The 20432-nt window shown below is 38.9% G+C and carries 14 protein-coding genes, 2 tRNA genes and 1 rRNA gene; 9 read left to right on the top strand and 8 right to left on the bottom strand.

Annotated features, from left to right (window positions below; translation table 11 throughout):
- Positions 1 to 17: 17 nt before the first annotated feature.
- The 5 genes from rrf to LB454_RS08910 all read left to right on the top strand — a co-directional run bounded on the left by rrf (position 18) and on the right by LB454_RS08910 (position 3673).
- A 5S ribosomal RNA gene (gene rrf, locus LB454_RS08930) occupies positions 18 to 126 on the top strand.
- A gap of 147 nt (positions 127 to 273) precedes the next feature.
- Positions 274 to 2856: a DNA mismatch repair protein MutS gene (mutS, locus tag LB454_RS08925; RefSeq protein WP_262902775.1), complete on the top strand. Its 2583-nt coding sequence runs from the start codon at positions 274 to 276 to the stop codon at positions 2854 to 2856.
- A 72-nt stretch (positions 2857 to 2928) separates the two neighbouring features.
- Positions 2929 to 3000 (top strand) — tRNA-Gly (locus LB454_RS08920).
- Between the two features lie 6 nt (positions 3001 to 3006).
- Positions 3007 to 3091: transfer RNA gene (locus LB454_RS08915), tRNA-Leu, on the top strand.
- Between the two features lie 45 nt (positions 3092 to 3136).
- The gene (locus LB454_RS08910; RefSeq protein ID WP_224464315.1) at positions 3137 to 3673 is read left to right on the top strand and encodes an RNA methyltransferase; all 537 of its coding nucleotides are present in this window, start codon (positions 3137 to 3139) and stop codon (positions 3671 to 3673) included.
- A 4-nt stretch (positions 3674 to 3677) separates the two neighbouring features.
- On the opposite strand, the gene uvrB is transcribed toward LB454_RS08910, so the two are convergent.
- From uvrB to LB454_RS08875, 7 genes are all read right to left on the bottom strand, one after another.
- Positions 3678 to 5684, bottom strand: coding sequence for an excinuclease ABC subunit UvrB (gene uvrB / locus LB454_RS08905; RefSeq protein WP_224464314.1), 2007 nt, complete (start codon positions 5682 to 5684; stop codon positions 3678 to 3680).
- A 139-nt stretch (positions 5685 to 5823) separates the two neighbouring features.
- Complete coding sequence (locus LB454_RS08900; RefSeq protein WP_224464313.1) at positions 5824 to 8154, bottom strand: T9SS type B sorting domain-containing protein; 2331 nt, start codon at positions 8152 to 8154, stop codon at positions 5824 to 5826.
- An 89-nt stretch (positions 8155 to 8243) separates the two neighbouring features.
- The gene (locus tag LB454_RS08895) at positions 8244 to 8933 is read right to left on the bottom strand and encodes an SIMPL domain-containing protein (RefSeq protein WP_224464312.1); all 690 of its coding nucleotides are present in this window, start codon (positions 8931 to 8933) and stop codon (positions 8244 to 8246) included.
- A 25-nt stretch (positions 8934 to 8958) separates the two neighbouring features.
- The gene (locus tag LB454_RS08890; RefSeq protein ID WP_224464311.1) at positions 8959 to 10350 is read right to left on the bottom strand and encodes a T9SS type B sorting domain-containing protein; all 1392 of its coding nucleotides are present in this window, start codon (positions 10348 to 10350) and stop codon (positions 8959 to 8961) included.
- A 112-nt stretch (positions 10351 to 10462) separates the two neighbouring features.
- Entirely contained in the window at positions 10463 to 11563 is a 1101-nt protein-coding gene (locus LB454_RS08885; RefSeq protein ID WP_224464310.1) for a hypothetical protein, read from the bottom strand.
- Between the two features lie 25 nt (positions 11564 to 11588).
- Positions 11589 to 12413 carry an ABC transporter permease gene (locus LB454_RS08880; RefSeq protein ID WP_224464309.1) on the bottom strand — a complete coding sequence of 275 codons (825 nt, stop codon included), beginning with the start codon at positions 12411 to 12413 and terminating at the stop codon, positions 11589 to 11591.
- A gap of 9 nt (positions 12414 to 12422) precedes the next feature.
- Positions 12423 to 13322 (bottom strand): ABC transporter ATP-binding protein, encoded by a 900-nt coding sequence (locus LB454_RS08875; protein ID WP_224464308.1) that lies wholly within the window; start codon positions 13320 to 13322, stop codon positions 12423 to 12425.
- Between the two features lie 89 nt (positions 13323 to 13411).
- Between LB454_RS08875 and LB454_RS08870 the strand changes: the two genes are divergently transcribed.
- Positions 13412 to 14458: a hypothetical protein gene (locus LB454_RS08870; RefSeq protein ID WP_224464307.1), complete on the top strand. Its 1047-nt coding sequence runs from the start codon at positions 13412 to 13414 to the stop codon at positions 14456 to 14458.
- Positions 14459 to 14526: 68 nt separating this feature from the next.
- Complete coding sequence (locus tag LB454_RS08865) at positions 14527 to 16467, top strand: M1 family metallopeptidase (protein WP_224464306.1); 1941 nt, start codon at positions 14527 to 14529, stop codon at positions 16465 to 16467.
- Positions 16468 to 16803: 336 nt separating this feature from the next.
- Here LB454_RS08865 and fabD read toward each other — a convergent pair whose 3' ends face one another.
- Positions 16804 to 17694 carry an ACP S-malonyltransferase gene (gene fabD / locus LB454_RS08860; protein WP_224464305.1) on the bottom strand — a complete coding sequence of 297 codons (891 nt, stop codon included), beginning with the start codon at positions 17692 to 17694 and terminating at the stop codon, positions 16804 to 16806.
- Positions 17695 to 18453: 759 nt separating this feature from the next.
- Here fabD and LB454_RS08855 point away from each other — a divergent pair.
- Together LB454_RS08855 and LB454_RS08850 are read left to right on the top strand one after the other, a co-directional pair.
- A complete protein-coding gene (locus tag LB454_RS08855) occupies positions 18454 to 19836 on the top strand; it encodes an anthranilate synthase component I family protein (protein WP_224464304.1) in 1383 nt (460 codons plus the stop codon).
- 9 nt (positions 19837 to 19845) lie between these two features.
- A complete protein-coding gene (locus LB454_RS08850) occupies positions 19846 to 20412 on the top strand; it encodes an anthranilate synthase component II (RefSeq protein WP_224464303.1) in 567 nt (188 codons plus the stop codon).
- Positions 20413 to 20432 lie beyond the last annotated feature (20 nt).

Here is a 20432-nt window from a genome sequence, read left to right as displayed (position 1 = left end):
CAAGAGGGGATACGATTTAAGGTGGTTATAGCAACGGGGCTCACCTCTTCCCATTCCGAACAGAGCAGTTAAGCCCGTTAGCGCCGATGGTACTACATACCGTGGAAGAGTAGGTCGCCGCCTTCTTACAAAGAAACCCTTCATTACAACCGTAATGAAGGGTTTTTTATTTTGTTATAGTTTGAGTATTCTAGTTCTATATCCTTGTTCAATTTAGTATTTTAGCCATAAAAAATCGTGGCCAAATCTAAGTCTCCTAAGACAACTCCTTTAATGAAACAGTATAACACCATCAAGGATAAATATCCTGATGCGATGTTGTTGTTTAGAGTTGGTGATTTCTATGAAACCTTCGGAGAAGATGCTGTTAACGCCTCTCGAATTCTCAATATCATACTTACCAACAGAAATAATGGAGGTGAACGTTCCGAACTTGCTGGTTTTCCTCATCATTCTCTCAATACTTATTTACCCAAGCTTGTTAAGGCAGGTTTAAGAGTTGCTATATGCGACCAACTGGAAGATCCTAAGCAGACCAAAACAATTGTCAAAAGAGGAGTGACCGAATTGATTACTCCCGGTGTATCGTTTAATGACGATGTGTTGTCACGAAATGATAACAACTTCCTATGTGCAATTGCATTAGGTTCAAAAGATAATTATGGCATTTCTTTTCTGGATGTTTCAACCGGTGAATTTTTAGTTTCCGAAGGTAGTCTGGAGGATGTCGATAAATTGATTCAAAATTTTTCACCCAGCGAAATTCTTATTTCAAAAAAACAAAAAAATCAATTAGCCGAGCAACTCGGAAGCCAGCAGCCTTATTTTTACTTAGAGGATTGGGTGTTTAAATTTGATTTTACAAGCAACCTTATCAATTCTCACTTCAATACTACTTCAGTTAAAGGGTTTGGAATTCAGGATTTTAATGAAGGAATAATAGCTTCAGGGGCCATTCTGCATTATTTGTCTGAAACAAATCATTCACAACTTCAGCATATCAACAACTTATCTAGAATTCCTAAGGAAGACTATGTCTGGATGGATAAATTCACCATTAGAAATCTTGAATTGTATCAATCGACATCTTCAGAAGGGGTTTCGCTTATTGATATCATAGACAAAACTGTGTCTGCAATGGGGAGCAGACTGCTTAAGCGATGGCTTGCTTTTCCACTTAAAACAAAATATAAAATCGACCAACGTCTTGATACCGTTTCTCATCTGAAAGATCATCCAGGCCTTCAAAATGAGATAAGATCCTATCTTAAAGAGATCAACGATTTAGAGCGTTTAGTATCTAAAGTAGCGACTCAAAAAATCAATCCTCGTGAAATCCTTCAGCTTAAAAATTCACTGGATATCATTTATTCCTGTAAAGAGACACTCAATACTTCTAAATATGAAGCCTTGGTGACCATTGCAGACCATTTAAACCCGTGTGATGTCTTACGAAATAAGATTAACTCGTCTATTTCAGAAGAGCCTCCCGTGAATATCTTCAAAGGAAATGCTATTAAATCTGGCTATTCTGATGAACTGGATGAGTATAGAAAAATGGCCTTTTCTGGTCACGATTATCTGGAAGAGATGCTTCAATCTGAATCTCAAAAAACGGGCATCCCTAGCTTAAAAATTAGAAGTAACAACGTTTATGGTTACTATTTTGAAGTCAGGCATACACACAAAGATAAAGTTCCTGCCGAATGGACCAGAAAGCAAACCCTGGTCAACGCAGAACGCTATATCACCGAAGAATTGAAAATCTATGAGGAAAAGATTTTATCAGCTGAAGAAAAAATATCAGTCTTAGAGCAAAAGCTTTTTCAAGAACTTGTCATTTGGACTCAAGATTATATTAAAGTCATCCAACAAAATGCGTTTCAAATTGCTCAATTGGATTGTTTGTCTGGATTTGCGCAACTTGCTCTAGAACATAATTATGCGAAACCCTCAATAGATGAAAGTTTTAATTTATCTATTAAAGAAGGTAGGCATCCTGTGATTGAAATGCAATTGAAAGCTGAAGACGAATACATCAGTAATGACCTTTATTTAGATCAGGAGACCGATCAGATCATAATGATTACGGGACCCAATATGAGTGGTAAATCTGCCTTATTAAGACAGACGGCTTTAATAGTTTTACTTGCACAAATGGGAAGCTTTGTGCCAGCCACTTCAGCAGAAATTGGTTTGGTTGATAAAATTTTTACTAGAGTAGGAGCGAGTGATAATATCTCCATGGGAGAATCTACCTTTATGGTGGAGATGAATGAATCGGCTAGTATTTTGAATAACCTTTCAGCCAGGAGCCTTATCTTATTAGATGAAATAGGGCGAGGAACAAGTACTTACGATGGGATTTCTATTGCCTGGGCGATTGCTGAATTTTTACACGAACATCCAAGTAAAGCCAAAACTCTATTTGCTACGCATTATCATGAGCTGAATGAAATGTCCAAACAATTTGAACGGATTAAAAACTTCAATGTGTCTGTAAAAGAATTAAAGGACAAAGTCTTGTTTTTAAGAAAACTCGTGCCTGGAGGAAGTGAGCATAGTTTTGGGATTCATGTCGCAAAAATGGCAGGTATGCCACAGTATGTAATTCAAAAAGCGAATACCATTTTGAAGAAACTGGAATCATTAAGAGATTCTGATGACGATTTCAATGCGATAAAGCAAGCCGTTCAACCTGAACCGCAATTAAGTTTTTACAATATGGATGATCCTCTGCTTGAGCAGATTAAGGAAGAAATTCTCAGGTTAGATATCGATACCTTAACGCCAGTGGAAGCCCTGATGAAACTGAATGAGATCAAGCGTCTTATAGCCCCAAAAACCAAGAAGTAATTTTTTTATATTTTCTCGAAAAGGTTTTGACAAATCAATTAATATATTAAATTTGCACTCGCAATAATCTACGCGAAAGTAGCTCAGGGGTAGAGCATCACCTTGCCAAGGTGAGGGTCGCGGGTTCAAATCCCGTCTTTCGCTCTTTCTGCTCGGATGGTGGAATTGGTAGACACGTTGGACTTAAAATCCAATGACCATTGCGGTCGTGCGGGTTCAAGTCCCGCTCCGAGTACAAGCCCTTTGATTTTTCAAAGGGTTTTTTGTTTTAAACCAAGTTATGCCTAGAAAATTAAAAAATAGCGAGCTTATACGGAAGTCAGATGAAGAGTTTAAAGCTTCAGCGAAGACGCCTTTGATTTTAATTTTGGATAACATTAGAAGTCTCAATAATATTGGTTCGGTGTTTAGAACCGCCGATGCATTTTTGATTCAGAAGATTTATTTGTGTGGTATAACAGCAACTCCTCCTCATAAAGACATCCAAAAAACAGCTTTGGGAGCCACTCAAACCGTAGACTGGTCTTATCGCGAAAGTACTTTAGAACTGATTGAAGAACTAAAAGCTGAAGAGGTTCAGGTGATGTCGATCGAGCAAGCTGAAGATTCAGTGGGTCTAAGTGAGTTTCAACCTGAAAGTGATACAACTTATGCTTTTGTTTTTGGAAATGAAGTAAAAGGCGTACAACAAGCAGTTGTTGATGCATCTGATGCCGTTCTAGAAATTCCACAGTTAGGTACTAAGCATTCTTTGAACATATCAGTCACAGCTGGTGTTTGTGTTTGGGATTTTATGTCAAAAACTCAGTTCAGATAACCACTTAGGCTTTCTCCTTTTCTAGTTTGTCCTGAAGCATTTTTAGTTCATCCCTAAAACGCGCCGCTTCCATAAAATCCAGATCTTTTGCCGCTTTTTCCATAGATTTTCTCACGACCGTCATTCTCTTTTTCAAGTCGGTTTCATTATAATTTTCAGCAGCTTCTTCAGCAGCTTGCAAAGTAGGCGTTTCAATAACTTCGTAGGGCTTTTCTTTTTTACCGCTTAAGGCTGAATTGTGTGCTTTTTTAAGCGCCTGAGGTGTGATGTTGTGTTTGGTATTGTATTCGATTTGTTTGGATCTTCTGTATTCGGTCTGATCGATTGTCTTTTGCATGCTTTCAGTGATTTTATCAGCATACAAAATCGCCCTGCCTTCAAGATGACGCGCAGCCCGACCAATGGTTTGGGTTAAGGTTCGGTTGCTTCTCAGGAAGCCCTCTTTATCTGCGTCTAAAATCGCCACCAAAGAAACTTCCGGCAAGTCCAAGCCTTCCCTCAAAAGATTGACTCCTACCAATACATCAAAAACGCCTTTTCGTAAATCAGACATAATTTCTACACGCTCCAGGGTGTCGATATCACTGTGGATGTAACGGGTTCTGATTTTGACCCGCGTTAAATATTTGGTGAGTTCTTCCGCCATACGTTTGGTTAGGGTGGTGACCAAAATCCGCTGATCTTTTTCAACGCGTATGTTGATTTCTTCAATTAAATCATCGATTTGATTTTGACTTGGACGGACTTCAATGACAGGATCTAATAGACCAGTTGGTCTAATCACTTGTTCCACATATACACCATCACATTTCTGAAGTTCATAATCTGCAGGGGTAGCACTCACGTAAACCACCTGATTTTGCAAAGCTTCGTATTCTTCCAGTCGCAAAGGCCGGTTGTCCATGGCTGCAGGTAATCTAAATCCATAGTCTACCAAATTTTCTTTTCTGGAACGGTCTCCGCCATACATAGCGCCAACCTGTGGAATAGTCACGTGACTTTCGTCCACAATCATCAAATAATCGTCTGGGAAGTAGTCCAGCAAACAGAAAGGTCTGGTGCCTGGTTGCCTGCCATCCAGATATCTCGAATAGTTTTCAATCCCTGAGCAATAGCCCAGTTCTTTAATCATCTCCAGATCAAAATTCGTACGCTCTTCAATTCGCTTGGCTTCTAAAGGCTTTCCAATCTCTTTGAAGTATTCAATCTGTTTGCCAAGATCAATGGCGATTTGATCAATAGCAGAGTTCAACACATCAGGCGAGGTCACGAAAATATTGGCGGGATAGATGTTTAGCTTATCATATTTGGCCATGATTTCGTTGGTATCGACATCAAAAGCTTCAATTTCTTCAATGTCATCTCCAAAAAAGTGAATGCGGTAAGCATGATCTGCATAACCAGGAAAAATATCCAAGGTATCTCCTTTTATTCTGAAATTGCCGCGGTTAAACTGAACCTCAGTTCTGGAATATAAACTTTGAACCAAACGCTGAAGCAGTTTTGTTCTTGGGATCTGTTGATCCACTTCAACTTGAATCACATTCTTTTGGAATTCAACCGGATTACCAATACCATATAAACAGCTTACCGAAGCGACTACCAATACATCTCGTCTTCCTGAAAGTAGAGAGGATGTCGTGCTTAGTCTCAGCTTTTCGATCTCGTCATTGATGGATAAATCTTTCTCAATATAAGTCCCGCTGGAAGGAATAAAAGCTTCCGGCTGGTAGTAATCGTAATAAGACACGAAATATTCAACAGCGTTTTCTGGAAAAAAGGCTTTAAATTCTGAATACAATTGCGCGGCAAGGGTTTTGTTATGCGCCAGGACCAAAGTTGGTTTTTGCACACTTTCAACCACATTGGCCATGGTAAAGGTTTTTCCGGACCCCGTGACGCCCAATAAGGTTTGGTAACGATCGTTGCTATTGATCCCCTGAACCAATTTATCAATGGCTTGTGGCTGGTCTCCAGTAGGCTTAAAATCAGACTTTAAATTAAATTTCATGTGTTTATTTTAATCCTGTCGCTTTCATACAAATTAATTCATGCTAAGATAATCTGCTTTGAAGTCAACGCAAAGATATAATCATTCCTTTGGCATTACTTTCACAGGTATCAAATTCCGAAGAAAAGGGAGTGTGAAATCAGCGTTTCAATGTGAAATTGCCTTGGATGCTAGCCTGGTTTTCAAAATTTGCTCTAAACCAATAATCATCCTGAGGCATTTCTTTTCCATTGTAGGTTCCATTCCAGCCACGAGAATTTGAATTTAAAACTGAAATTAACTTTCCATATCTATCAAAAATCTGAAGGGAAATCAAATTGAAACTGGATGCGCTAAGGCCTTCAGGAAACCAGAAGTCATTGATACCGTCTTGATTTGGTGTGAAGAACTCTGGAAACACTAGGCTAGAAAATGACAACTGAGTCACGCCACACCCTAAAATGTCTCTCACTAGGGTGGTGTTGAAAGCTTCCACTTCAGTGAAAACTGGATTTTGTTGAAAGCTGGAGCCGTTGAGTGAAAACTCATATTCTCCTTCGCCATTCGCTATGATTTCTACTGAATAACTGCCCACCGATCCTAAAAGTTTGTAGTCGATTTCAGCCTGTGAAGAAATTTCTACATTGAAAGTTTTCAAGGCGGAACAATTTTGATCTGGTGCGTTTGGGAGATCGATCAGAACTTCATACATGCCAGGCTCTGTTACCGAAATTCTAGATGAAGTTCTGCCATCTGACCATGTGAAATCATAGAAAGACTGATCAAAGCCAGAATCTAGTAGTATAGAATTATCTCCTCTACAGAAGATTACATCGACTACTGGGTCATCAACTTCTACTTGAGAGGAAGCATCGAAATTTAGAGGAATGAGACCTCTACAACCTAGTGAATTAGAAACCCTTGCATAATAAGTTGCTGGCAAATTTTCTTTTGCAATCCTAATCACAGTTCCTGATATTGGATTTTGTGCATTTGCAGCTTCAGCTTCACTTCTGAAAATACTTATATTTCCCTGAGTTATGTTGCTTTCATTTTGGATTCGATTTACTGTAGAAAAAAGATCAAAGGATACCATGTCCTCATCAGAAGGGGAACAGGTCTCAATGCTGACTTCAGGGAATTGAGTAAACTCAGTAACAAGTTCAATTTCTGAAATGGAGACACAACCAAAAGGGTTTGCTAATCTCACAAAGACATTTTCGCCTGGAGAGGAAATGAAAGTCTCTGGGTCATTTATAGGGTTAGAATTTGTTTCTGCAGCCGCAAATGTCTCAAAATAGTTAAGCGGAATAAGATTAAATCCCTGTTCATTCAATTGAGGTACAATCGAATTTAGATTAAAAATGACATCAGAATCTTCAGCTGTGCATTGGGCAAGTCTTAAAATACCAGCACTGGTTGGCGATTCGTAGTTAATTTCTATGTTATCTGTCGCAATACAACCATTACCCAAATCGACTTTTGCTGAATATGTTCCTGCACCAAAATCAGCTTCAGAAACTAGATAAGTTGAATCTGTTTCACCTGGAATCGGAGTTCCATTATATAACCATGTGATAGGATTGGCTTGAAGGTTTTGTGGAATTTCTAATTGTAATTCTTCGGTTTCACATAAAGAATTAGATCCTGTTCTGTCAATACCAAGATTGAATCCTACATTGAAGCTGTTGGCTTCCAAAAACACTGCGGAATCATATCTGTAATTTTGCTCGTCAGCGATAACAAGCTTTATTTCATAGTCTTGATTAGGAATAACTTCTGCTTCCGCGGTGAGGATAGCAGTTTGGCCATTGAAATTTATGGGAGCGTCTGTTCCATTGAACTGTCCGAAGAATTCTTCATTTAAAGCTTCACAGGCTCCAGGAATTTCAGGGCGAACGGTGGTAACCAATACAGGGGTTTGGGTGCCTGGAATGACAGCAATATTTTCATAGTTCTGGCTTCCAACGGGCCGAATTAAAAAGGCAAAGGCATCTGAGTAGATGCAAGTATTGGAATTGTTTTCCTGGTATTCTTCGGAAGCAAAAATATAACGAAAGCTTATGTTTTGCGCATTGGGCGTGAAGGTGAAGCGCATCACTGTGGCATTAATAGTCCCAGAAATACCAAGACTATTTTCCAGATCTGCATCCCCAGTCCAGCCTGGCGCATCATCATCGCTTAGAGTGTCGTTTGGTCCATCCACATTGTCCAGTCTGCCTGTGCTAAGCACGAGTCCGCTTTCAAAAGGGAAGTTTGAATCGATGCTTTCAAAGAAACCAAAACTCAACATACCATCATTAAAGTTTCCAGAAATGCTTTCTAGAATTTGAACATTTTCAACACAATTGCTTGAAAAAAGTACATCTTCAATAAGTTCTTGGCTAGAAAAAGTATTTGGATCTGTTCTTACGTATTGAGCAAAACTGTTTGTAGAAAAGACAATAGTTGAAAAAATGAGTATAATAACTAACGATGCGTCCCTAAGCATTTAATGTTGAAATGGTGAATACATTTTGAGTTCAAAAATACCTAAAAACTAAAGTTTAAACTAAATAAATCTTTAACTCTACATCATTATTATAAAGCAAACCTGACCAAAACTTCACTTTTAATTTCAATTTGATCGAAAGAAAGGTCTGGGGCAGAATCTTCCATAGATGACATTCCTCTTATTTGCATGCTATTTGCTTTACCTTGAAAAGCATACACATAAGAATTGGATTCAGAAATATAAATTGCTTTTCCTAGATTCTGATCTAAAGCTTTTGTCATTGCTTGAGCATTGACTTTAGCATTGTTTACGGCTTTAGCTTTCATAAGTGTTTCAAGACGATCTATTTGAGAATGTTCGGTTTTTTCAAGAGTTACATTGGCTATTCCTAGATTTTGTAAGCTTTTGAAAACCTTGCCTAAGGTAGAAGCTTTATAAACTAAAAGATTATAGTGTTTAGTTTTTAGAACCTTTTGACCAGAGAGGAAATAAGATTTGAAATTACTACTAGCATCTGCCACAAAAAGTTGCTCTTCCACATCAATAGATAGTTTTTTAAATTCTGAAATCATTTTGCGTTCCAATTCCTCAATGCTTGTTTTCCCTTTTGTGTCTTCTTCAGAAATGATGATGTCAAGATAAATCCGATCTGGAGTGACTAAAGTGTCAGCACTGCCTTTCACTTCTATGTAAGGTTGATCAATAAAATTTTTCTGTTGTGCATGCATGTTTAAGCATACAAAAAACAGGGCGATGATACTAGTAAACACTTTCATGTGGTCTAAGTTTTAATGATTAATTCTAGCGTTTCAAAGTGAAACTTCCAGTTTCTATTGTACCATCAGTCAATCGAATTCTATACCAATAATCATCTGTTGGCATATTTTTACCATTATAAGTGCCATCCCAGCCTCTATCTCTGTTGGTGAAAGATGAGAGAAGCTTACCGTAACGGTCGTAAACCTGAAGCAAAATATCTTCCTCATTGGTTTGCAGCAAACCACTGATCTGCCAGACATCGTTGATGCCGTCTCCGTTGGGAGTAAAAAATTCCATGATGCCCAGCACTCCAATTGTTTTTTCTGAAATGCCGCAACCCAGCTGATCCCTTACATAAACCTGATAAACCCCCGGGCTCAGGTTTTCAAATGTACTGGAGTCTTGAAAGTTGACAGGTTCATTTATGGTAAATTCATATTCTCCAAGACTGGAGCTATCTGTAATAATTTGAATAGAATTGCTATTACCTGAGCTTTCTACTTCAAAGTCAAAACTCGCAATATTTGATTCAATGACAGTAAATGTCTTGCTAAGAGCACACTCAAACCCCTGGAAACTGACATCAACTGTGTATTCTCCTCCAGTATTTACAGTGATTTTTGCAGAAGTTTCCCCTGTAGACCACAGGTATTCTAGCGTATTTTCTTCTTCGCTTCCGCTAGCATCGAGTAAAATTCCGTCTGAGTTTTCCTGGCACAGTATTAAACTTTCATCTTCCAAGAAAATATCAGGAAACTCTTCTACAAGCAGATTAATTTCAATTATTTCCTTACATGACTGGAAAGTTTCCATTTCGGCATAAATAGAACTAATCCCAGTAGTATTTTGAAAATTTGAAATCTCCGTTATCGGATTTTCACCGTTAATAGCATCATCTTCAGTTTCATAAAATATACCAGAAATCTCCTCCAAAGGAATATCAAAAGCATCACTCAGCTGAGTGTAAATATCTGTAAAATCATACACAGGTGTATCTTCTGTCGTTTCTCTGCAAGTGACTAGCTCTTGATTCCCATAATTTGGTGATTGATTGAACGTCAATCTCGCAATCCCAATAAGAGGACATTCCCCGTCGTTGAAGTTGACCTCTAATTGATAAGTCACCTCATAAGGATATTCTGCATCGACAGGAATTTCGACCATCAATGAAGAGCCGTTTTCGTCGCTCAATATTTCCCCATCTTTTTTCCAAGTATAAGTAGCGCCTGGTGATGTATTGTAAGAAAGTAGAAACTCAGTTTCATCACATAAATTTACTTCAGTAGGGATATTATCCTGATCATCATTCACAATGTTGATCCTTTCTGAAAACAAAGACTGTATAAAAGGAGGTAATCCAAAAGAAGTTGACCTTCCTCCTAAACCAATTGAATTTAGATTTGTGTTGGGTATATATTCAATATCAGGACCCAAAGCATTTGGATTATTGATTACTGCAAGTCTGCCTGAATTGATGATAGATTGATAGATCCTGCCGTCAGGACCCAGTTGAAGAGCTGATGAATTTTCCTCTAATTCAACAGAGTTAATTTTGAATTTTGAATTTTGAATTTGAAATTGGAGTGCTCTCTAAATTCCATTGATAAATATTATTCTCACCATCATCAAGTGTTGCATAGACTTTCGTCCCATTTGGTGAAAATTCTACTCCATATGGATTGCAATTGTCCACTAGTTTTTGAGAGTTGGAGACAACCCCAGTCACATTATTGAAATCATAAAGGTAAACAGACCCGTCTCTGCCAACATCCTGGGAATTCCGATCATAAGAGGTAGTAAAATGTGCAACTAATAACCGATCACCGTTTGGAGATGCTTTGAGATAACCAATAGCTCCTCTTCTATAACTTGAGGTCGGAATATTAGGAATGACTTGAGAAATCACAGGAGTAGGATCTATTCCAAATTCATTAATCAAAAACGAATAATACTTATTTTTAAAATGAGTGATCAACCAAACAGAATTACAATCACTTCCTCTTACAGCAGTAATTTTCTCTGATGCTTTGTATTTGACCTCTTCGAGATTGCTTGTATCGTAAGTGATGAGTTGAATATTTTTTTCAGAAGGAACAACATCTCCCAAGCCTCCTCTCAAATTCATATCCACAATGGTATAGTTAAGACCATTATTAAAACCATCATCATCCTGAGGAACAAAATGGCTCTCTACATCAGTATAAAACGGAATTGGATTCCCATCTTCATCTGCTGGTCCTTGATTTGGATAAGCGTTTGCATTATCATGGTGAGGTTCGTCTACAGTGAAGACATAATATAAATTGAGTTCTGTTGGGTGAGGAACTATCAAACCACTCGATGTACTGGAAGGATCACCGTTGAGTCCATCTAATCCATTAGTTCCAAAATAATCTGCCCCTGGCATTATATTATGTTCTTTGTCCCAAATCGTCCTTCCATCAGTATACATCAATAAATCACCGTTGATATCGGACATAGAGGAGCAGCCTTCGGAGGTGTTGAGTTGACCATCTGTTAGTGCAGATGGAGGATTAGTATTAAAAGTTAAACCAGCTCTTCTACCAAAATACCAGTTGTTGGCTTCCCCCTGAGCAAAGCCTGAGAAGGATATAATGGAAACAAAAAGAAATATAATCTTATTCAAAAAGTTAAATTTTCTCAAATATAACTCAAAGATCCCGCCTTTGTAAAAGTTTCCAGGATGAATAAATAAAGATGAAACTCCAGCCAAGTACAATTAGAACCGTTAGCCATTCTACTTCGTAGGTTTTTGTGAATTCAGAATTCAATTGAGAAGCTGTAGATTTTACAATTCCCAGCCTTGTGAGTGGCTCAATGATCAAATTTCCCATAGACTGAAGGGGTAAAAAATCTACAATAAACTCAAGGGAGTTGGCTTGAAACTTTACAAACAACTGTACTATTCCTTCAAAAATCCAGAGCAAGAATAAAAAGCCTAAAGCAAAAGCTGAACGTTTCAGCAATATGCCGAAAAATAAACACATGGAGAAAAATCCGACAAGCTTCAGAAAATAAGCGAATATGTATTCCAGATCAGAGAATATAATACCAACTTCATCGTAATCAGAAAATATAAGCCCAAGCACCAGACTAACTATGAATAGAAGTAAAGTCGACGCTATGGCAAAGCCTAAAACGCCATAAAACTTTGACAAGATAAATTCCTTTTTACTCAAACCATCAATTAAGTTTTGCTTCAATGTTCTATTGGTATATTCGCTAGAGACCATAGAAACGATCACAACTGCCAGGAAAAGTTTTAAAAATGCTACAAAATAGGCGTTGAAATGCCAGATGTAGGGGAAATTAAAAATACCCTGATCTGCCAGTCTAAAGTCAACTGACCCAAAATTGAATTTGATGGAGGCAAAAAGAGCGATGGCACTAAATAGAATAAAATAAATCAGGCTAAGAATTTTAGCAGCACGGTTATTTTTTAATTTATGAAATTCGATGAGAAAAAGTCGTTTCATGGTTGTGGCTTAAAGGTTCTTGGTAAGTTTTAGAAATTGCTCTTCAAGGGTCTCTTTTCGTTTGACCAGGTGGGTCAGTAAAATACCTTTTTCAAAACATTCCTTGTTTAGGGACTGGGCGTCGTAAGGTTTGGATAAAATTGCTTTTAGTAAATCATTCTCTTCTTCATCATAACTTTCTATGGCTTCATGCTTGCTGAGAAAGGATTTCAATTCGTCTTTCTGTTCACTTTTTAGTTCAAAGAAACCATGAGTTGCATTCAATTCGTCCACAGGGCCTGCGTATAATTTTTTTCCATTTCTGATCACAACTACATGCGAACAGACTTTTTCAACCTCATCTAGCAGGTGTGAGGCAAGCAAAATAGTCATCCCTTCTGAAGCTATTTTTTTGATGATTTCACGAATTTGATGAATACCTTGTGGGTCAAGGCCATTGGTAGGCTCATCCAGAATAAGAATTTCAGGATCATTGAGCAGAGCTGAAGCAATCGCCAGGCGTTGCTTCATTCCCAAAGAATAACTTTTAAAGTGATCTTTTTTTCTATCCTGTAAATTGACAGTTTCGAGAACAGTATCAATTCTGGAATAGTCAACGCCTTTAATTTGACAAACCAGCTTTAGATTATCTTCAGCGCTCATGCTTGGATAAAAGTTGGGACTTTCTATAATTGCGCCTACTTTTTTTAAAGCTTCGTGGGTGTTAAGGTTGCCGTCAAACCATTCAAAAAAGCCAGAAGAGGGATTGACCACATTCAAAACCATCCCCAGAGTAGTTGATTTTCCACTACCGTTGGGGCCTAATATCCCATAAACGTTTCCTTTTTCAATATTGAAAGTTAAAGCATCTACTGCCATTAAGCTTCCAAACTTCTTAGTAAGGTCTTTAAGTTTTAAAATAGTTTTCAAAGTGATGGAGTTTCTTGTAGGACGGAAAGCTCTGGCAGATGTTACAATTTTAGTTAGCAAATTTGCTACCTTTGAGGAAAAAGCAGCCCATGGAAAAGAAACTCATGTCCAGGAAAAAACCGACTTTTCCTATCAACGAACAGCTTAACAAGTATCTACAGACTTACAACAGGAACACCAAAATTCCAGTGTCTTACGATGATTTGTTAAGGTTCTCGGGTTCAATTGTGGTATACGACAGGCATGATGAAGATACACTGTGGGTAAGGTGTTACTATTCTGATTTCGATCGCGAAGAGATCGACAACAGTCTCAAACGTGTGTATCTTATCCTTCATTCTGATGGTCGAAGCGAACACCTGGATTTCTTAAATGTAGATGCGATTGATTACTGTACGTTTGGGAATTCTAAGCCTTTTAGAATTAAAGTTAGAAATGTATTAAACGATAATTTCACCTATTTCTACGTCAAAAAAGCAGATGCTTCCAGAATTTACGGACTGGATTTTGAACATATACTTTCTCCCAATCGGATCAATTTTTTGGTGTACAAAGATACGTTGATCGAAGAGCATATCGCAGGTATTCCAGGAGATGTCTTCATCAAAGAAAAACTGCCAGAATGTAGTGATAGAGCCAGAAATGAAATCGCCAAACAATTTGTCAAATTTGATGAGCGCTGTACGCTGAGGCTTCTTGGCGACATGAGATCCTATAATTATGTGGTGATTCCTACCCACGATTTTGACCATGTGGATTATAAAATAAGAGCTATAGATTTCGATCAGCAAAATTATGAAGGCAACTTAAAAGTCTATCAGCCTCATTTTTTTAAGGAAAACCGACCTATGGTCAAGATGGTTTCAGAATTGCTACAGGATTCTTCAGTAGAACAGTATCGAAAAGAAGAACGCTCACAGGTGGCCAAGCGGCTTATCACTTCAGAAAAGCGATTCCGGATGTTGATTCGATGCATGATCAAGGACAGGGTGTCTTCAGATGAGAACGTTAAAATGCTGCGGAACCAATTGGTGAGTTTCACAAGGGATATCCGATTTAAGCGCTGCAAAACTATGGGGCACATCCTTAAGACTGCTTTGGATTTTGTCAAAAGAAATTATTTAGAAATAGAATAATTCAAGACTTCAAACTCGCTTGTATGCTTGTTTTTTCTATTTTAGAGCCAAATTAAATTTTTACAAACATGAATAAGATAAATTTTCTTTGCTTAGCATTTGGATTAAGCATTTTTACTTTACCCTCAGCCTTTGCTCAATTGGAAAGTAATCAATCCCAATTTGATGAGTTTATGGACAGGTCTGGAAACTCTTATCGCTCTGCGACGGGAAAACCTGGACCAGATTACTTTCAGAATGAAGCAGATTATACTATAAAAGTGAATTTGGATCCTGAAACACATAAGGTTACAGGTCAGATTACTATGGAATACGTCAACAATAGTCCAGAAGATTTGGATTATGTCTGGATGTATTTGGAACAAAACAGATTTACAGAAGATTCTAGGGGGACACTTACCACTCCGGTGGAAGGAAACCGCTACAATGGAGATCCTTTAGATGGGGTGAAGATTTCCAACCTTCAAGCCAAGGTGAAACGTTCAACCTCTACCAAGCACTTAATTACAGATACACGTATGCAGGTGTTTTTCGATCAGCCTGTTAAAGCTAAAGGAGGTAAAGCCGAAGTGTCTATGAATTTTGAATTTGAAGTGCCTGTTAATGGGATGGATAGAATGGGTAGACTTAGTACTGAAAATGGAGAAATCTACGCTATGGCACAGTGGTTTCCACAAGTTGCCGTGTTCGATGATGTAGAAGGCTGGAATGTCGAACCTTACTTAGGTGCTGGTGAATTTTACTACGATTACGGAGATTTTGATGTTGAAATTACAGTACCTCATAATTATGTAGTGGTTGCTTCAGGTGAGCTTCAAAATCCAAAGCGAGTATTATCATCAAAAGTTTATGACCGTTATCAAAAAGCTTTAGAGAGTCAGGAAACCGTTTCTATTATTTCTTCTGAAGAGATCGGAGACTCTTCTATGTTTGCCAACCAAAGCGGTAACCAAACCTGGCATTACGAGATTGAGAATTCAAGAGATTTTGCCTTTGCGGCTTCCAAAGCTTTTATTTGGGATGGCGCGCAATTCAATTTGCCTAGCGGTAAAACAGGATTGGCACATTCGGTCTATCCTATCGAAAGTGATGGTGAGGAGGCCTGGTCCAGATCTACAGAATACAGTAAGGCTTCTATTGAACATTATTCTGAAAAATGGTTCGAATACCCTTACCCTTCTGCAGTAAATGTTGCCGCAGATATAGGTGGTATGGAATATCCAGGACTTAACTTTTGTAGCTGGAAAAGCAAAGGGGGCAGCCTTTGGGGCGTAACCGATCACGAGTTTGGCCATAACTGGTTTCCTATGATTGTAGGGAGTAACGAAAGACGCTACGCCTGGATGGACGAAGGCTTCAACACCTTTATCAATTACTATTCTACACAAGCCTTTAATGACGGAGAATATCCCGCAAGATTAAATCAGCCAAGAAATTTAACTGGATGGTTTTTGGGCGATACCAGAGAGGGAATTGATACCTATCCAGATGTGGCTAACTTAAGGAACCTAGGTATGATTGCTTATTATAAGCCAGCTTTAGGTCTGGTCATGTTAAGAGAATATATCCTTGGAGAAGAGCGTTTTGATTACGCCTTCAGATCTTATATCAAGACCTGGGCGTATAAACATCCTCAACCACAGGATTTTTTCAACCATATGGAAAGTGCGGCTGGGGAAAATCTTTCCTGGTTTTTCAACTCCTGGTTTTATGGAACTGGAAACATAGATTTGGCAATAGATTCACTTAGAAAACAACAGGGGGCTTACTTCCTTTCGGTTTCCAACAAAGGGGATATCCCAATGCCGGTACAAATGCAAATCACTTTTGAAGATGGTACTACAGAAATGAAAAGTCTTCCAGTAGAAATCTGGCAAAGAGGAAATACCTGGACGCATAAGTTTGAAACGGAAAAAGACATCAAGTCTATTGAAATAGATCCTGATAAAATATTGATGGATGTCAATTATTCCAATGACAAATGGCCAACGGAAATATATAAAGATTAATTTTTTAAGTCATAAACCTTTCAAAAACGACCTCATTTGAGGTCGTTTTTAGTTCTTGTAAATACGATATGTTGATTTGAAGTGTGGCTTCTTTTACATTGATTTTAATCCTGCTGAGGTTCTTGCTTTTAGAACACAAGCCTTAACCTGTGAGTTGGCTTTATAGCTGGGATCTGGTGGGGAAGTAGGCCTAAAGACCTATGACTAAAACCAGAAAGTATTCGCCTGAAGCTGGAGAAAAAGTGATTACAAAAGCGTATTAAGGATTGAGAATTTTTAATTTCGACTCACGACTCACGACTCACGACTCACGACTCACGACTCACGACTCACGACTCACGACTCAATCCCAGAAATACTTTCTGCGATAACTTGTCGATCAATTTTTCTCAATAAGCCCTGCAGTACTTTGCCTGGACCAACTTCGGTGAAGTCGGTTGCGCCATCGGCCAACATTTGTTTAAGCGTTTGCGTCCATTTTACAGGAGCCGTCAGTTGCTCGATCAGGTTGGTTTTGATCTCTTCAGGATCCGAGACTGCAGCAGCGGTTACATTTTGATAAACCGGACAAATAGGCTTGTGGAAGGTCGTTGACTCAATCGCTTTGGCCAATTCTTCTCTGGCAGGTAACATCAAGGGAGAGTGAAATGCTCCGCCTACAGGTAGCATGATAGCGCGTTTGGCTCCTTTTCCTTTCAATACTTCACAGGCACGCTCTACTGCTTCAGATGCACCGGAAATCACTAATTGTCCTGGTGAGTTGTAATTGGCTGGTACCACCACACCGTCAACAGACTGGCAGACTTCTTCCACCACTTCGTCTTCCAGTCCTAAAATAGCAGCCATCGAGGACGGATTCTTTTCACAAGCCGCCTGCATGCTCAAGGCGCGTTTATGGACTAATTTTAAAGCATCTTCAAATTCCAAAGTGCCATTGGCCACCAAAGCTGAAAACTCACCAAGGGAGTGTCCAGCCACCATGTCTGGTTGGAAGGCATCGCCCAAAACTTTACTTAAGATCACTGAGTGAAGAAAAATGGCAGGCTGAGTGACTTTGGTCTGTTGTAGTTCGTTGGCAGAGCCTTCGAACATAATTTTGGAAATATCAAACCCTAAGATGTCGTTGGCTTTGTGAAATAAGTCTCTGGCTTCTTCTGAAGATTGGTATAAGTCCTGGCCCATTCCTGTATATTGAGCGCCTTGTCCTGGAAATATGTATGCTTTCATTGTGTTTTTTATTTTGTTGAAATTCAAATATACTATTTTGGAGAGTTTTTGGAAGAAAAGGAGGGGTTGAAGCTTTAGTGTATTTTTGTTTTATATGTTTTCGTTCTTATTGCATAGAAGTAAAAGAAAACCGCTGAGGCGCAGAAAACGCAAAGGTTTAAATTTATCATATAGCCCTTTTATTTTAGGTGTCAGGGCTATGCCCCTTTATATTCTCCTAGTTTTAGTGGTTAAGAAGAGTTCAGGGCTAACGCCCCTTTTAATAATGTGATAGTAGATTTTAGGCAGATATCCTGGTTACGCTCTTTATTTTAGTGGATTAAGGTTTTTTTTAAATCCTGATAGCCTCTTAATCCCTATCTGCCCAACAGGCAGGCTCTATCGGGGGAGAAAAAGCTGCGAAAGACTATCCCCTTAAGGGGATGATTGGGGTGTTTTTGAAGTTTTAGATTTTTTAGGATAAGTTACAATTAGAAAAGAGGGCATCGCCCTCAAATCATATTAGCTTAACAGATTTAAACACTATTTTGTTTAGGTTCGAGCGGAGTCGAGAACAAACAAAATTTTAACATCTGTAGATTCACCAATAAATCAATATTATTCCTATGTTTGTGACATGTTACAACAATTAAACAATTCTTGGTGGTGGTCTTTATTACGTCAAACGTCGTGATCTAGATCCTGCTATGTATATATTTCATAAAGGCTTGTCTATCACGACAAGCCTTTTTTAATTTTTAAAACTTTGAGTCAAACACTATGAGTTATTCGTTAAAAACCACCTACCAAAAGCTACTCGCCGATACCTTTACGCCGGTGAGTGCTTATCTGAAAATCAGGGATAAATATCCACACTCGCTGCTTTTGGAAAGCAGCGATTATCATACCAATGACAACAGTTTTAGTTATATCTGCTGCAATCCCATAGCTCACTTTAAAGTGGAAGATGAGCAAATCGAACTCAAGTATCCCGACGGCACTTATAAACAAACAGACATCGATAAGAGTATTAATGTCTCAATTGAACTTAAAAAATATCTAGCAGAATTTGAAGTGGAAGACCATGATTTCAAATTCCTGACGCAAGGTCTTTTTGGATTTACGACTTACGATGCGGTTCGCTATTTTGAAAACCTGACGATCGATAAGAGCAGATCTCAGCTGGGCTTACCGGATATGCTGTACAATGTTTTTCAGAATGTGATTGTGATTAACCATTTCAATGACGAAGCATACATATTCAATCATTCTTATGACGGTTCCAACCGCATTTCAGAACTGAAATCTCTGCTGAAAAATCAAAATTATACGGAATATGATTTTGACCTGGACGGTGAAGAGGAATCTCCGATTACCGATGAAGAATTTATGGATTATGTCACCAAAGCCAAAGCGCACTGTCAGCGTGGCGATGTGTTTCAGATGGTGGTGTCGAGACGGTTTTCCCAAGGCTTTAAAGGGGACGAATTTAATGTGTATCGCAAACTGAGAAGCATCAATCCAAGTCCGTATTTGTTTTATTTTGACTTTGGGAATTATAAGATTTTCGGGAGTTCGCCTGAAGCGCATCTGGTGGTTCAGGATGGTAAAGCTGAAATTCACCCTATTGCCGGCACCTTTAAGCGAACCGGTAACGATCAGGAAGATGCAGCTATGGCCTTGAAGTTATCTGAAGATGTCAAAGAAAACTCCGAGCACGTGATGCTGGTCGATTTAGCGAGAAACGACCTGAGCCGAAATGGTAAAAACGTGAAAGTGGAAACTTATAAGGAGGTTCAGTACTTTTCACATGTAATTCACCTGGTAAGTAAAGTCACCGCTGAGGTCAAGACTGAAGACAGTCTGAAGTTATTAGGAGACACTTTTCCAGCAGGCACTCTGAGCGGCGCACCCAAACACATGGCGATGACGCTGATTGAAAAGTTTGAAAACATCAGTCGTGAAGCCTACGGCGGGGCGATAGGCGTGATCGATTTCAATGGAAATATGAACCAGGCCATAATCATTAGAAGTTTCGTTAGTAAAGATATGAAGCTGCATTACCAGGCGGGTGCCGGAGTGGTAAGCGATAGTACTGAAGAAAACGAACTGCAGGAAGTCATCAATAAACTTGGAGCTTTGCGTAAAGCTTTAGATCAATAAAATAAAGTAATGAAGAACATTTTAGTCATAGATAATTACGATTCCTTTGTGTACAATCTGGTGCATTATCTGGAAGAATTTGATGCCAAAGTCACCGTCAAACGCAACGATGAGGTCGATCTCGAGGAGGTGGCGCAATACGATAAAATATTACTTTCGCCTGGTCCTGGGATTCCTGAGGAAGCCGGTCAGTTGAAAGCCATTATCAAAGCTTTTGCTCACGAAAAACCGATGCTTGGCGTTTGTTTAGGTCAGCAGGCGATCATGGAAGTTTTTGGAGGCGAACTGCTCAATTTGGATAAGGTCCATCATGGTGTGGCGACAGAAATTAAAACTCTCGTAGAAGATGAAGTTTTGTATAAGGGGCTGCCAGAAACTATGATGGTAGGGCGCTACCATTCCTGGGTCGTCAAACAGGAATTACCCGATTGTCTGGTGGCGACTTCAGTGGATGAACAAGGCCAAATCATGTCTTTACGGCATAAAGAATTCGACATCAGAGCGGTGCAGTTCCATCCGGAATCGGTGTTGACGCCGGAGGGCAAACAAATGATTAAGAACTGGATAGAAAGCTAACTGACTCTTTAAAAACGACA

Source organism: Psychroflexus montanilacus (assembly GCF_020164535.1).
In the GTDB taxonomy this organism is placed as follows: Bacteria; Bacteroidota; Bacteroidia; order Flavobacteriales; family Flavobacteriaceae; genus Psychroflexus; species Psychroflexus montanilacus.
Note: the sequence above shows the minus strand (reverse complement) of the source record. Positions and strands in the feature narration are given on the sequence as shown.

What these genes read in the sequence shown, in the direction of transcription:
- LB454_RS08865 (WP_224464306.1), top strand. Translation starts at nt 14,527, where the DNA reads ATGAATAAGATAAATTTTCTTTGCTTAGCATTTGGATTAAGCATTTTT.
- LB454_RS08870 (WP_224464307.1), top strand. Translation starts at nt 13,412, where the DNA reads ATGGAAAAGAAACTCATGTCCAGGAAAAAACCGACTTTTCCTATCAAC.
- LB454_RS08910 (WP_224464315.1), top strand. Translation starts at nt 3,137, where the DNA reads ATGCCTAGAAAATTAAAAAATAGCGAGCTTATACGGAAGTCAGATGAA.
- mutS (WP_262902775.1), top strand. Translation starts at nt 274, where the DNA reads ATGAAACAGTATAACACCATCAAGGATAAATATCCTGATGCGATGTTG.
- fabD (WP_224464305.1), bottom strand. Translation starts at nt 17,694, where the DNA reads ATGAAAGCATACATATTTCCAGGACAAGGCGCTCAATATACAGGAATG.
- LB454_RS08895 (WP_224464312.1), bottom strand. Translation starts at nt 8,933, where the DNA reads ATGAAAGTGTTTACTAGTATCATCGCCCTGTTTTTTGTATGCTTAAAC.
- LB454_RS08900 (WP_224464313.1), bottom strand. Translation starts at nt 8,154, where the DNA reads ATGCTTAGGGACGCATCGTTAGTTATTATACTCATTTTTTCAACTATT.
- LB454_RS08855 (WP_224464304.1), top strand. Translation starts at nt 18,454, where the DNA reads ATGAGTTATTCGTTAAAAACCACCTACCAAAAGCTACTCGCCGATACC.
- LB454_RS08880 (WP_224464309.1), bottom strand. Translation starts at nt 12,413, where the DNA reads ATGAAACGACTTTTTCTCATCGAATTTCATAAATTAAAAAATAACCGT.
- uvrB (WP_224464314.1), bottom strand. Translation starts at nt 5,684, where the DNA reads ATGAAATTTAATTTAAAGTCTGATTTTAAGCCTACTGGAGACCAGCCA.
- LB454_RS08850 (WP_224464303.1), top strand. Translation starts at nt 19,846, where the DNA reads ATGAAGAACATTTTAGTCATAGATAATTACGATTCCTTTGTGTACAAT.